Raw genomic sequence first — 13,794 nt, 5'->3', positions numbered from 1 at the left:
CTTATGAAAAAAGAAATATTGGTGGTAGATGACCAGCCGGGGATCCGTATGCTGTTGCAGGAGCTTTTCACCGATGAGGGGTACAATATAACAACAGCTGAAACCGGTAAAGAAGCACTGGAAAAGCTTTATGCCCGTTCATTTGATTTGCTTATGCTGGATTATAAATTACCCCTTGTCGATGGTGCGGACGTGTTAAAGCAGATGGAGCGCGACGAGTTCAATGTTCCGGCCATTGTTATGAGTGGACTGGCGGAGGATATCAAAAAGGAGATAAAACAATTCAGTATCGTCCGGAAGGTATTTGCTAAACCGTTCAATATTCAGGAAGTCAGCCGCTTTGTCAAAAGTATTTTGGATTGAAGCTCTCATAATGGAACAGGTTAACAGTGCAGCAGGCGTGATGCGCTTATGCTGTATTTTTAAAATGGCCCCAGGGCAGCTTCATTCCTGGCTTGCGACTTTACGTTCTAGTTGGTATTCTTATACTGTGGTTAATTTAAAGTTAATGGGGAAAATCGGATTGCTCAAGCTGTAACTCCCATAATGCTGATACCGGTCCATGGACTGCATGAAAAACGGTATCCTGAGAATGGCGCGTGCTTGGTCATCCGGATAATTTTCCTGTACGAATCATAAATTCATGAAAGCGAGGGGTTGGCAAATGAAATTTTTCCTGGATTCTGCAAGCATTGATGATATTCGCTCGGCAAACGAACTTGGCATCCTGGCCGGTGTCACCACAAACCCGAGTCTTGTTTCAAAAGAAGGCGTTTCGTTTTTTGACAGGTTAAAGGAAATTACGGATGAGGTATCCGGATCGGTCAGTGCCGAAGTTATAGCTGAAGACGCAGAAGGTATGGTGAAAGAGGGGAAGGAACTCGCGGCCATTGCACCGAATATTACGGTGAAAGTTCCGATGACGCTGGAAGGTTTGAAAGCCGTAAAGATTTTCAGCGATTTGAACATTAAAACCAACGTGACATTGATTTTCAATGCAAACCAGGCACTGTTGGCAGCCCGTGCTGGTGCTTCCTACGTATCACCGTTCCTGGGACGGCTGGACGATATTGGTCAAGATGGCATGGACCTCATTGCTACGATTTCCGCCATATTTGATCGTCACGATATAAAGGCCGAGATCATTGCCGCGTCAATCAGACATCCATTGCATGTAACGGATGCAGCAATGAATGGCGCGCACATTGCAACACTCCCATATAAAGTGCTCGGACAACTGGTTAAACACCCACTGACAGATCAGGGAATCGAAAAATTCCTTGCCGATTGGAATAAACAAAAAAACTAAACGCATAAAACTGGAAAAAATGTGTAATATAAGAAGAAAAGCGAAGGCGACTGATCAGCGACGTACGGACTGGACTGAACCGCAGGAGATAAAGGAAACACGATGAGCGTGAGCGAATCGATGTTGACTTATCGTACGGAGGTGAGGGAAGTCGCGCTAGTCGCTGGGAGCCGGAGCTAGCCAAAGAAAAGCGCAGACGACTGTTTGACGACAAAACTGTTCAACGTCTGGAAGCGGGGTGCTGCATTTGCAAAAGGTTTTAATTGAAGGCGGTCATTTATTAAACGGCAAGGTACGGATCAACGGGGCAAAAAACAGCGCTGTTGCCTTGTTGCCTGCCGCACTTCTGGCCGATTCACATGTTACCATTGAGGGACTGCCGAACATATCAGATGTCTATACACTTGGCGGATTGCTGGAGGAAATTGGCGGAAACGTGAGCTGGGATGAGCAGACGGTACATATCGATCCGGAAAATATGGTATCCATGCCGCTGCCAAATGGAAAAGTCAAAAAGCTTAGAGCATCCTATTATTTTATGGGTGCGATGCTTGGCAAATTCAATCAGGCGGTCATTGGACTGCCGGGCGGATGCCACTTGGGGCCGCGTCCGATTGATCAGCATATTAAAGGGTTTGAAGCTCTGGGAGCAGAAGTAACCAATGAACAGGGCGCCATCTATATCCGGGCCAAACAGCTGCATGGCGCCAGAATTTACCTCGATGTTGTCAGTGTTGGTGCTACCATTAATATCATGCTTGCCGCCGTTAAAGCAAAAGGAAAGACGATCATCGAAAATGCTGCCAAAGAGCCGGAAATCATTGATGTTGCCACACTTTTGACAAACATGGGAGCTAAGATTAAAGGTGTCGGAACGGATGTCATTCGGATTGAAGGTGTCCCATCATTAAGTGGCTGCCAGCATACCATTATTCCGGACCGGATCGAAGCAGGAACCTATGCCATTGCTTCCGCAGCGCAAGGCAACGAAGTCATTATTGACAATGTGATTCCGCAGCATTTGGAGTCTGTCCTGGCCAAACTGGAGGAAATGGGTGTTAAGATTGAACAGGGCGATGAACAATTATATATCGCACCGAAGCAGCCGCTTAAAAGTGTCGATGTGAAAACACTGGTTTACCCGGGGTTCCCGACTGATCTTCAGCAGCCTTTTACAACATTATTGACAAAAGCCGTGAATACAGGCGTTGTAACGGATACGATCTATTCAGCCCGTTTGAAACATATTGACGAATTACGGCGGATGAATGCTATGATTAAGGTTGAAGGCGGTTCAGTGATTGTCAACGGCCCCGTCCAGCTGGAAGGCGCACGTGTGAAGGCCAGTGATTTGCGCGCCGGAGCATCACTCATTATTGCCGGCTTGATGGCAAATGGGATTACTGAAATAACAGGTGTGGAACATATTGACCGCGGGTACGAAAAAATCACCGAAAAATTAAACAGTCTCGGCGCCAATGTGTGGCGGGAAGAAATGAACCAGCACGAAATCGAGCAATTTCAGAATTCGTAACAAAAACGGATGACAATAGCTTAGTTAAAGAGAAATGAGATAAAGAGAGAAGAACCCCCTTTATATGTAAATCCTTTTGGGATGAGGATATTTTTTAAAAAAGGAGAGGGGAACATGGAAAGAAGCTTAACGATGGAAATTGTCCGCGTCACAGAGGCTGCAGCGCAATCATCTGCACGCTGGATGGGCCGTGGCAAAAAGAATGAAGCAGATGACGCCGCGACCTCAGCGATGCGCGCTGTTTTTGATACAATTCCGATGCAGGGAACTGTTGTCATCGGTGAAGGTGAAATAGACGAAGCACCCATGCTCTATATTGGTGAAGAGCTTGGCACAGGTGCCGGCCCGCAAGTGGATGTCGCTGTTGACCCACTGGAAGGCACCAATATCGTTGCACAAGGCACGTGGAATGCGCTGGCCGTAATTGCCATAGCTGATGGTGGAGCATTGCTGCATGCGCCGGATATGTACATGAAAAAAATTGCAGTAGGGCCTGAGGCAGTGGGGAAGGTCGATATTAACGCCTCGACACTGGATAATTTAAAAGCCGTCGCAGAAGCCAAAAATAAAGCGGTTGAGGATCTCGTGGTGATTGTGCTGGATCGCCCGCGTCATGCAGCATTAATTGAGGAAGTCCGCGCTACCGGGGCTCGGATCAAGTTAATCCCGGATGGCGATGTGGCCGCAGCCATTAATACGGCTTTCGATGATACTGGTGTCGATATTTTACTGGGAATTGGCGGAGCGCCCGAGGGTGTCCTTAGCGCAGCAGCATTAAAATGTCTTGGCGGGGAAATCCAGGGGAAGCTTGTCCCGTCTAATGATAACGAAATTGAACGTTGTCATAAAATGGGCATAGCGGATCTGGAAAAAGTATACTATATGGAAGATTTTTGTGGCGGTGACGATGCGATTTTTGCCGCAACCGGCGTAACCGACGGCGAATTACTGCAAGGTGTCCAATTCAAAGGTGCAAAGGCAACCACACAGACAGTCGTCATGCGAGCCAAAAGTGGTACAGTCCGCTTTATTGACGGCGAACACAGCCTGCAGAAAAAGCCCAATCTCGTCATACAGCCGTAACGGATCTTCATCATAAATAATATATAGGAAGCCAAATGAACGTTTGGCTTCCTTCACTATTAGAGGTTATTCAAAAAGACTGTTGAAAATGACATGTCGGGATAGAATGTTCTGCTAAAACAGTAGTCGCCAGCTGCAATACGTGCCGCGACACGCGAGAAGCCCGTGCTCTGGGACTTGTGATGCTTCGAACTTTGACGCGATTGATGTGTGAGGACAGGTGTTGGCGATTGTCACCCGATAGCATAGCCTGCCGGTCTTTTTCATCCCTCTTTTTGAACATAGACTATTATCATACACATTCCATTCAGTAGATAAAAATATTCCGGAATAGTATTGAATAATGAACGATAAAAAGGTATGATAAAGATGTTTATGAATAGGAGAACTTGGTAATGATAATTATTAACTGGAAAAACTTCCATTCTAGCTTCCTGCAAACTCTTCCTATCGTTTCATACTAACCATTCATAGAAAGAGAAATAATTCACAGATTTCACAATGCAAAAACATACAACCTTTAAAAATGAATAGGTGTGGTGATTTAATGGCATCATTAACAATTTCCCAGCTTGAGACATTAACGTTAAAAGATATTTATGCTCAGGCCCGGGAATACAAAGTATCGTATTATTCGAAACTAACAAAAAAAGAACTCATATTTGCTATTTTGAAAGCACAAGCGGAAAAAGACGGCTACTTATTTATGGATGGGATTCTGGAAATTATCCCGTCGGAAGGATTTGGCTTTCTTCGTCCAATTAATTATTCCCCGAGTGCAGAAGATATCTATATTTCCGCATCACAAATCCGCCGCTTTGATTTAAGAAATGGTGACAAAGTATCCGGTAAAGTGCGGCCGCCGAAAGAAAACGAACGTTATTACGGCTTGCTGCATGTGGATGCGGTAAACGGGGAAGACCCGGAAACGTCAAAAGAACGGGTTCACTTCCCGGCACTCACTGCTCTGCACCCTGATCGGTTCATGAAACTTGAGCGTGACACCAAAAATTTGTCCACGCGCATTATTGATTTGATGACACCGGTCGGCTTTGGCCAGCGCGGATTAATCGTTGCACCGCCAAAAGCCGGGAAAACGGTTCTCCTGAAGGAAATTGCCAATAGCATTTCAGCGAATCATCCGGAGTCCAAACTAATTATTTTATTGGTGGACGAGCGCCCGGAAGAAGTAACTGACATCGAGCGTTCGGTCCATGAAGATGTGGATGTCGTCAGCTCCACATTTGATGAAGTGCCGGAAAACCATATTAAAGTATCAGAGCTTGTACTGGAACGTGCGATGCGTCTTGTTGAACACAAACGTGACGTCATCGTCCTGATGGATAGCATCACCAGACTGACACGTGCCTATAACCTGGTCATACCGCCAAGCGGCCGGACCCTTTCCGGCGGGATCGATCCTGCTGCGTTCCACCGTCCGAAGCGCTTCTTTGGGGCAGCCAGGAATATTGAAGAAGGCGGCAGCTTTACCATATTGGCGACATCGCTGGTTGATACAGGTTCACGGATGGACGATGTGATTTATGAAGAATTCAAAGGGACAGGCAATATGGAACTGCACCTTGACCGAAGCCTTGCCGAACGACGGATTTTCCCTTCAATAGACATATTGAAATCCGGCACACGCAAGGAGGAATTGCTTGTTTCTAAAAGCCATCTTGATAAAATTTGGGCAATCCGCAAAACGATGCAGGACTCCCATAATTTTCTTGACCGCTTCCTGAAACGGCTCCGGTCAACGGAAAACAATGAAGAATTTTTCCAGCAGATGGACGATGAAATGAAGCGAAAAGGGACAAAGTAGTCATGACGGTGCATGGTAATGATTGGCTATTGCAATCATAACCGGACGCTGTTATAATCTTTCTGTGTGATTAAAGATAATCAAATGACGTTTGAGACCTGTAACGGCTCTTACACTAACTCTGAATGCATAAGGATTCAGGGCAAAAAGGAGTGGAAAGACATGAAACAAGACATTCATCCGGAATACAAAAAAGTTGTTTTCTTAGATACGAGCTCAGATTATAAATTCCTGAGTGGTTCAACACAGACATCTGAAGAAACAATTGAATGGGAAGATGGCAATACCTATCCGCTTATCCGTGTTGAAATCAGTTCAGCTTCACACCCATTCTACACCGGTAAACAAAAAGCTGATAAAGTCGGCGGACGCGTAGACCGCTTCAAGAAAAAATATAATATGAAATAAATTAAAAAGCGAAGCCGACCGGTTAGGGGCGTATGGACAGGACTGACCTGTATGAGATAAAGGAAACATGATGAGCGTAAGTGAATCGATGTTGACTTATTGTAAGGAAGGGAAGGAAGTCCATTAGCACCTGGGAGGCTGGACTGGATTTAGCTGAGGGGACAATACCTCATTCATATGGAAAACAGGCAATTCATTTACACGTTGCCTGTTTTTTCACTTTAATACGTGATATGTTTCCACTTTTGACCAAAATAATGTTTAATGAAAACATACATAATAGAGATACAACCTTGAAGGGAGTTTCCGCTGATGTACGTGATGAACCAGAGCGGATGGCTTGAAGTAATCTGCGGCAGCATGTTTTCTGGAAAGTCCGAGGAACTGATACGACGTGTTCGACGGGCGACTTACGGCAATCTGTCGGTTCGTGTGTTTAAACCGATTATTGATGACAGGTATTCCGATGAATCCGTTGTTTCCCATAACGGGACTTCGATCATCGCGCGTTCTGTCAAAAATTCGGATAAAATATTGGAACATCTCCAGCATCATCATATCGATGTGGTCGGGATTGATGAAGTTCAATTTTTTGATGACAACATCGTTTCAGTTGCGAATGAGCTTGCAAATAAAGGAATTCGTGTTATCGCTGCGGGTCTTGATACGGACTTTCGCGGAGAACCGTTCGGGCCAATGCCAAGAATGATGGCTCAAAGCGAATCGATCTCGAAACTGAATGCGATCTGTCCGATCTGCGGCTCGCCAGCCAATCGGACCCAGCGTTTGATTGATGGCAAGCCTGCCTCCTTCAATGATCCGGTTATCCTGGTCGGGGCTTCGGAGTCGTATGAGCCCAGATGCCGCCATCATCATGAAGTACCGGGTAAACCCGGTCATAAAAGCAAACAAGCTATAACTGAATTCTCAGAATGAAAAGAGTGTTGCGGCGCTCTTTTTTTATTTTCAAAGAGGAGTGTGTGATTCAATCGTGGTAACACGCATTGGCATAATTCAAAAATCGGCAGCGCGGGCAGGCAAGAAAAGCGACCAAAAACTAGAGCGACTTTTGATGCCAAGGCGATATCGCGAAAAAAGTTGACACAATGCTCACGACCGAACTTTGACCTCCCCCACCGAGTATATTATAATTACACTGTTAATCGAAATGAGGTGACCGTTGTGTTAGAGCGTTTAGAGTCTCTGGAAGACCGATATGATAAATTGAACGAGTTGCTAAGTGATCCTGAAGTTATAAGTGATACGAAAAAACTGCGCGAGTACTCCAAGGAGCAGTCTGACCTTGAGCAGGTTGTGCAGGCCTACCGAACGTATAAAGATATCGAACAACAACTGAAAGATGCGAAAGAAATGCTGGAAGATGAATCAGATGATGATATGCAGGAAATGGCCAAAGCTGAAATGGAGGAGCTTTCCGAAAAAGAGCATGAGCTTGAAGAGAATTTAAGAATACTACTCCTGCCGAAAGATCCGAATGACGATAAAAACGTCTTTATGGAAATCCGCGGTGCAGCGGGCGGCGATGAAGCGGCTTTATTTGCTGGTGACCTTTACCGCATGTACAGCAAATATGCTGAGTCACAGGGCTGGAAAATTGATGTCATCGAAGCGACGTCAACCGGTGTCGGCGGGTATAAGGAAATTATTTTCATGGTCAATGGCACAGGGGCTTACTCCAAACTGAAGTATGAAAACGGCGCACACCGCGTGCAGCGTGTCCCCGAGACGGAATCCGGCGGCCGTATTCATACATCGACTGCAACGGTAGCCGTTTTGCCTGAGGCGGAAGAAGTGGAAGTTGATGTGAACGAAAAAGACATTCGTGTGGATACATTTGCCTCCAGCGGCCCCGGGGGTCAGAGTGTGAACACGACCATGTCCGCGGTGCGGCTGACCCACGAGCCGACCGGGATTGTTGTTTCCTGTCAGGATGAAAAGTCACAGATCAAAAATAAGGAAAAAGCGATGAAAGTGCTCCGTGCACGTATTTACGATAAATTCCAGCAGGAGGCTCAGGCTGAAATTGATGAGAACCGCAAATCTGCAGTCGGAACCGGGGATCGCTCTGAGCGCATCCGCACGTATAATTTTCCCCAGACCCGTGTGACCGATCATCGGATTGGCCTGACACTGCAAAAGCTTGACCAGGTCATGGAAGGAAAATTGGATGAGTTCATTGATGCCCTATTGCTGGAAGAACAAACGAAGAAACTCGAGGAAATTGGTGAATAGTCAATGGAAAATGAACCGAAACAACACGAAGTCCTGCGTCGGGCTTCGCTTTTTTTGGAAAAAAATAATCGCGAGGCCAAAGTGGCGGAATTACTTCTGCAGCATTATTTAGACGTGTCACGGTCAACGTTTTTCATGATGATGCGCGACCCTGTCCCCGAAACGGTGTTAACGCCGTTTCATCAGGCAATCAAGCAGCATGCGGAAACCGGCGTTCCGGTTGAACATTTAACAGGTCACGCTTACTTTTACGGCAGGGAATTTCACGTCAATGCGCATACCCTGATACCACGCCCGGAAACAGAGGAACTTATTCAACATATTTACCAGACAGTCCCCAAAGAGCCGCAGACCATTGTGGATATTGGAACTGGGAGCGGCATTATCGCTGTAACACTTGCGCTTCTGTTTCCGAGTGCGACCGTTTATGCAACCGATATTTCACAGGAAGCACTTGATGTCGCCCGTCAAAATGCAGAGCAACTGGGTGCAAAGGTTATTTTCCTGCAGGGAGATTACCTGGAGCCGCTGATTGAACAGCGTATTCAAGCGGATATGGTGGTTTCCAATCCGCCGTATATCGCACCTGATGAGAAGTTATGGCTGGCTGATACGGTCAAAAACTTCGATCCGGAACGCGCGCTGTTTGCAGGCGACCATGGACTGGGTGCATACAAACAGATCATTTCCCGGCTGCCAAATGTGATCAAACAGGAGGGGTCGGTTGTTTTCGAAATTGGGCATCAGCAGGGAGAGGCGGTCAAATCACTGCTGCAAAACGTATTTCCGAAAAGTGACGTGGCCATCATCCCGGATATCAATGGAAAAGACCGCATCGTCAGTGGGGTATTGAAACAGGCGCCGACTCCGGAAAAGTGAGCTTAACCCGGTGACCCGAAAAATTAATAGATTCATAGTATGAAAAGGATCCCCCTCGTCCATACTGATTGATAAATCAGGTTGGAGAGGGGTTTTATTCGATGCAGCGGCTTATGATTTCTGCAATTATATTGATGATGATTATACTAGCAATGCCGATTCAAATTATGAGTGAAGAGGCTGAATCAAGCAGCTCCCAGTCCGATATACAGGTGATTCCGGATGAAGCAATCCGTCTGCGCATTCTGGCTAACAGTGATCAACCGGATGATCAGGATTTAAAACGCAAGGTCCGTGATGAGGTGAATGCTGTCATCACTGATTGGGTCGAGGATTTAACCGATATCGACGAAGCCCGAAAATTAATAGAAGCCAACATTCCGAAAATCCGCGCTGTTGCGGAAGATGTTTTGGAAGAGGAAAGTGAGCAGCAGTCCCTTGAAGTTGAATATGGAAAAAACATTACGTTTCCCGCCAAATTATACGGTTCCTACCTGTATCCCCCAGGTGAATATGAAGCGGTACTCATCACCCTTGGAGAAGGCCAGGGGGCCAACTGGTGGTGTGTGCTCTTCCCGCCGCTTTGCTTTCTTGATTTTTCGAACGGAACCAGTGTTGCAGAAGCGGAAGAGGATAAAGCAGATGAGGAAACGCAGGAAGATGAAAATGAGGAAGAAACGGAAGAGGCCGAGGTCAAATTTTTTCTCTTTGAATGGTTTAGTTAGGTCATAGACTTTATAGTTTCTGCATAACGTACTAGAAAGGTTGTTCAGAAATTTGAACCCTAACCCGAAAACATAGAGGTGAGAAAAAATGGAGCTGATCGCAGCGAATCATGTGACAGAAGAGAAGCTGGAGCGTTTTTTGGAAAGCAACAAAGATGTCAAACGGAATATATTGCTGGAAAAAGGTTATGTTGTTGAATTAAATGCAACAATTGAGGGCTGTTTTGTCATTGATACCGTTGATCAGGATCATTACTGGCTGAAACAGCTTTACGTGACCAAGAATGCCGCGTCATCATTGCCCGTTTTATTGGAATCCATACTGACGTTGGCCAAAGAAAAACAGGCGAAGCAATTATTTGTCCACAGTCACCAGCCAATGGTTGATGTGCTGCTTGAAGCACTGCAGTTTTACCCACAAAAAGAAAATACATTTGTGACCAATTATCCGAATAATAAAGGTAATTGGTGGACGTATAACGTTTCTTAAACACTTATCAACAGTTATGCACACCATGTTGTGGGTAACTTGTTTAAAACAGCTGGATAACAGCACGAATTATACACATACTTGTGGAAAAGCTGTGTAAAAATAGTTATCAAAAAGTTCACGCTTTTGCTGTCATGGCAGGATGTTCCCGAAATTCGGCCTTTCTTAAAAGGAATAGAACAAATGTTTCGGTTTCGGAGCATTGATATCACCTTTCACCTTGTGGATGGCCTGTGGAAAAGGTTCCATCAGGCTTATTTTTTTGCGTATAAATCGCTGTTCGATTAAACTTCATGCAGTGGGATGCTTTTTTCTGTTGATATAAATAACAAAGCTAAGAGCACGAACGATGTCTCCCGGGACCTGCGTTCTGCAGAACCGGACTTATTCGGCCATTTACGAACAGTTATCTCCCGTTTATGATCCGGGGATTACGGTCCATTAGATAAGGGATATACGATAGAAAAGAGGGATAACTGCAATGCAGACGAAACGATGGAACATACAAAGGGAACAGCCTGATCATCAGGCAATTCAGGAAGCGGCGGAATTGCTGCAGAATGGCCATACGGTGGCATTTCCGACTGAAACGGTTTACGGACTGGGAGCGGATGCAACCGACGCGAGGGCTGTTTCGGGCATTTTTAAAGCAAAGGGGAGGCCGGAAGATAATCCGCTGATCGCCCATGTTGCCACGAAAGAACAGCTGCGTGGTTTGGTCAGCACGCTGCCGGCTGTCGCTGAAAAGCTGCTGGAATTATTTACGCCTGGGCCATTAACCATTGTTTTGCCAAGCAATGGTGTGTGCGCTGATAATGTAACAGCCCGGTTATCCACAATTGGCGTGCGGATTCCGGAACATCCGGTGGCTCGGAAACTATTGAAAACGTGTGGTCTCCCGATTGCCGCCCCAAGCGCGAACATTTCCGGTAAACCAAGCCCGACAACTGCAGATCATGTATGGGCGGATTTGCAGGGAAAAATCGCCGGTCTTGTTGATGGCGGCCCGACAGGCGTTGGTGTGGAGTCAACTGTCATCGATTGTACACAGGATATACCGGTCGTTCTCAGACCCGGCGGCATCACGAAGGAGCAGCTCCAAGCGGCAGTCGGATCTGTGATGGTTGACCCGGCACTGGCAAATACGGCTGATCGCCCAAAGGCACCCGGTATGAAATACACTCATTATGCACCTGAAGTTCCTATGTGGCTAGTGGAAGGAGCTCTTGAGAAAATCCAAGGTGTTATCGATAAAGAGCGAGACAATCGGAAGCGTGTCGGGGTCATGGCCAGTACGGAAACGGCTGATAAACTTCAGGCCGACCAGATCATCCCACTTGGTTCAGATCTGCGTGAAATTGCAGCGAGCCTGTACGATGCCTTACGTATTTTTAAAAATGGGGATGTCGATCTGATTGTGTGCGAGACTTTTCCACAGATAGACATTGGGCAGGCCATTATGAACCGACTGAAAAAAGCAGCGACAGCTTATGTGGATAATTGATGTATTGAATTTGTAGTTGTGGATAACCTGATTCCCCTCCATATCTCTGCTGAAAGACTTGCATATTCACCCCTGGACAAACATATAGTCTAATAGCATGTCCGAGGGGGATTGTGGATGTCGGTTTATCAGATCGGGGAAATTGTATCACTTGTATTTATGGCAATAGCATTAGGGATGGATGCATTTTCCGTCAGTCTTGGTATGGGGATGCAGCGCCTCAGGCTGAAGCGGATTGCCATTGTGGGCGCCGTAATCGGATTATTCCATATGATTATGCCGTTTATTGGTATTTTGCTGGGACAAGCAATCTCTGAACAAATCGGGCAATATGCATTACTTACAGGGGGGCTTTTGCTCGTAGGGATTGGGGCACAGATGGTTTTTTCCGCGTTTAATCATGAGGCGAAACGTTTGGCCGAGCCGGTCGGATTCGGGTTGATCTTTTTCGCGCTGAGTGTTAGCCTTGACAGCTTTTCAGTCGGCCTCAGTCTTGGGCTGTCGCAGGTGAAGACGGTTATCGCCCTCTTGTTATTTGGGGCAGCCAGTATGATGTTGACTTGGGCAGGGATGATTTTAGGACGGAAAATGCGCGGGTTACTCGGCGTTTATAGTGAAATATTGGGCGGCAGCATCCTTTGCGGGTTTGGATTAAATATATTGTTCGGATGATGAAAAACTGGGAGACTCTCTGCCGGCGGTGGAGGGTCTTTTAATTGTGAAATGGACCGACTTACCAAAGGAGAAGGCATCTCAGCTGTTTTCTGCAACTTATATTCTGATTTTTTCTGACAACCATACCATTCTATGATATTATTTGAGTTAGGGTAAATATATCCCCCCCACGGAATGCGGAGGGTCACCAATGAAGATATTGTTTGTTTGTACGGGAAATACGTGTAGAAGCCCGATGGCAGAAGCATTATTAAAACATAAAGTACCTGGGGCTGAAGTGCAGTCGGCGGGGATTTTTGCTGTGAACAATCAGCGTCCGAACGATCATGCGGTGGACGCCTTGCAACAAGATGGCGTCGTGCTTGATTCCACATCTCAGCCGGTAACGGGCAAACTGCTGCAGTGGGCGGACCTGGTGCTGACGATGACAACGCAACACAAACAGTCACTGATTCTCGAATATCCCGATTTTCAGGAAAAGTATTATACGTTAAAGGAATATGTTTCGAATAACGACAAGAAAATTTGGAACGATTTGAAAAAGCAGTATGCCGATTATGAGGAAAAGCGGTCCCGGTTTATTCACCACAATCAGGGCAAAATGGGGTCTCATGAACTCGAAAAGCAACTTCATGACTATTTGCAGGATGACTGGGAAAAAATTCAAAAACTTGAATCCAGTCTGATTAATTATGATATCTCGGATCCATTTGGCGGGGATATGGAAATATATTGGAAAACATTAAAAGAATTGAAACAGCATATTAACGAATTGGCTAAAGAGCTGAATGGCACGTGATGGTTTATCAAATGAGTGATGTTTTTGATCAGGAGGTGGCGCATGATGAAAGTGATGATAACAGGGGATCACGCAGGCAATGGCATTCGAAACGAGGTAAAAAAACTGCTTGACGAACTGGCTATTGAATACGAGGATACGGGTTGTTCCCGGAAACGGAGATATATCCGCTGGCGTTGGCATGTCTCATGAACTCGAAAAGCAACTTCATGACTATTTGCAGGATGACTGGGAAAAAATTCAAAAACTTGAATCCAGTCTGATTAATTATGATATCTCGGATCCATTTGGCGGGGATATGGAAATATAT

Annotated in this window: 15 protein-coding genes; all 15 read left to right on the top strand. The window is 45.9% G+C overall.

Annotation, left to right across the window (positions count from 1 at the left end; translation table 11 throughout):
* Nucleotides 1–3: 3 nt before the first annotated feature.
* The 15 genes from E4U82_RS06855 to E4U82_RS06785 all read left to right on the top strand — a co-directional run bounded on the left by E4U82_RS06855 (nt 4) and on the right by E4U82_RS06785 (nt 13,676).
* A complete protein-coding gene (locus E4U82_RS06855; RefSeq protein ID WP_135109450.1) occupies nt 4–363 on the top strand; it encodes a response regulator in 360 nt (119 codons plus the stop codon).
* A gap of 301 nt (nt 364–664) precedes the next feature.
* Nucleotides 665–1,309, top strand: coding sequence for a fructose-6-phosphate aldolase (gene fsa / locus E4U82_RS06850; protein ID WP_135109449.1), 645 nt, complete (start codon nt 665–667; stop codon nt 1,307–1,309).
* Nucleotides 1,310–1,556: 247 nt separating this feature from the next.
* Entirely contained in the window at nt 1,557–2,843 is a 1,287-nt protein-coding gene (locus tag E4U82_RS06845; protein WP_135109447.1) for a UDP-N-acetylglucosamine 1-carboxyvinyltransferase, read from the top strand.
* A 114-nt stretch (nt 2,844–2,957) separates the two neighbouring features.
* Nucleotides 2,958–3,926 carry a class II fructose-bisphosphatase gene (glpX, locus tag E4U82_RS06840; protein WP_135109445.1) on the top strand — a complete coding sequence of 323 codons (969 nt, stop codon included), beginning with the start codon at nt 2,958–2,960 and terminating at the stop codon, nt 3,924–3,926.
* A 547-nt stretch (nt 3,927–4,473) separates the two neighbouring features.
* Nucleotides 4,474–5,751, top strand: coding sequence for a transcription termination factor Rho (rho, locus tag E4U82_RS06835; RefSeq protein ID WP_135109443.1), 1,278 nt, complete (start codon nt 4,474–4,476; stop codon nt 5,749–5,751).
* Between the two features lie 162 nt (nt 5,752–5,913).
* On the top strand, nt 5,914–6,159 hold the full coding sequence (locus tag E4U82_RS06830; protein ID WP_135109441.1) for a type B 50S ribosomal protein L31: 246 nt from the start codon (nt 5,914–5,916) through the stop codon (nt 6,157–6,159).
* 312 nt (nt 6,160–6,471) lie between these two features.
* Nucleotides 6,472–7,095, top strand: a complete 624-nt coding sequence (locus tag E4U82_RS06825) for a thymidine kinase (protein ID WP_135109439.1) — start codon at nt 6,472–6,474, stop codon at nt 7,093–7,095.
* 246 nt (nt 7,096–7,341) lie between these two features.
* Nucleotides 7,342–8,412, top strand: coding sequence for a peptide chain release factor 1 (gene prfA, locus E4U82_RS06820; RefSeq protein ID WP_135109438.1), 1,071 nt, complete (start codon nt 7,342–7,344; stop codon nt 8,410–8,412).
* Nucleotides 8,413–8,415: 3 nt separating this feature from the next.
* The gene (gene prmC, locus E4U82_RS06815; RefSeq protein ID WP_135109436.1) at nt 8,416–9,291 is read left to right on the top strand and encodes a peptide chain release factor N(5)-glutamine methyltransferase; all 876 of its coding nucleotides are present in this window, start codon (nt 8,416–8,418) and stop codon (nt 9,289–9,291) included.
* Nucleotides 9,292–9,392: 101 nt separating this feature from the next.
* Nucleotides 9,393–10,016: a stage II sporulation protein R gene (gene spoIIR / locus E4U82_RS06810; RefSeq protein ID WP_135109434.1), complete on the top strand. Its 624-nt coding sequence runs from the start codon at nt 9,393–9,395 to the stop codon at nt 10,014–10,016.
* Nucleotides 10,017–10,104: 88 nt separating this feature from the next.
* Nucleotides 10,105–10,506, top strand: a complete 402-nt coding sequence (locus E4U82_RS06805) for a GNAT family N-acetyltransferase (protein ID WP_135109432.1) — start codon at nt 10,105–10,107, stop codon at nt 10,504–10,506.
* A 481-nt stretch (nt 10,507–10,987) separates the two neighbouring features.
* Nucleotides 10,988–12,010 (top strand): L-threonylcarbamoyladenylate synthase, encoded by a 1,023-nt coding sequence (locus E4U82_RS06800; protein WP_135109430.1) that lies wholly within the window; start codon nt 10,988–10,990, stop codon nt 12,008–12,010.
* Between the two features lie 117 nt (nt 12,011–12,127).
* The gene (locus E4U82_RS06795; RefSeq protein ID WP_135109428.1) at nt 12,128–12,682 is read left to right on the top strand and encodes a manganese efflux pump MntP; all 555 of its coding nucleotides are present in this window, start codon (nt 12,128–12,130) and stop codon (nt 12,680–12,682) included.
* Nucleotides 12,683–12,875: 193 nt separating this feature from the next.
* Complete coding sequence (locus E4U82_RS06790; RefSeq protein WP_135109426.1) at nt 12,876–13,484, top strand: low molecular weight protein arginine phosphatase; 609 nt, start codon at nt 12,876–12,878, stop codon at nt 13,482–13,484.
* Between the two features lie 42 nt (nt 13,485–13,526).
* On the top strand, nt 13,527–13,676 hold the full coding sequence (locus E4U82_RS06785; protein ID WP_342447722.1) for a hypothetical protein: 150 nt from the start codon (nt 13,527–13,529) through the stop codon (nt 13,674–13,676).
* The last annotated feature ends 118 nt before the right edge of the window (nt 13,677–13,794 follow it).

Origin of the sequence: Lentibacillus salicampi (assembly GCF_004565465.1) — a bacterium.
Lineage (GTDB): Bacteria > Bacillota > Bacilli > Bacillales > Amphibacillaceae > Lentibacillus > Lentibacillus salicampi.
The sequence above is the reverse complement of the archived record's forward strand: the minus strand, read 5'-3'. Positions and strand labels throughout refer to the sequence as shown.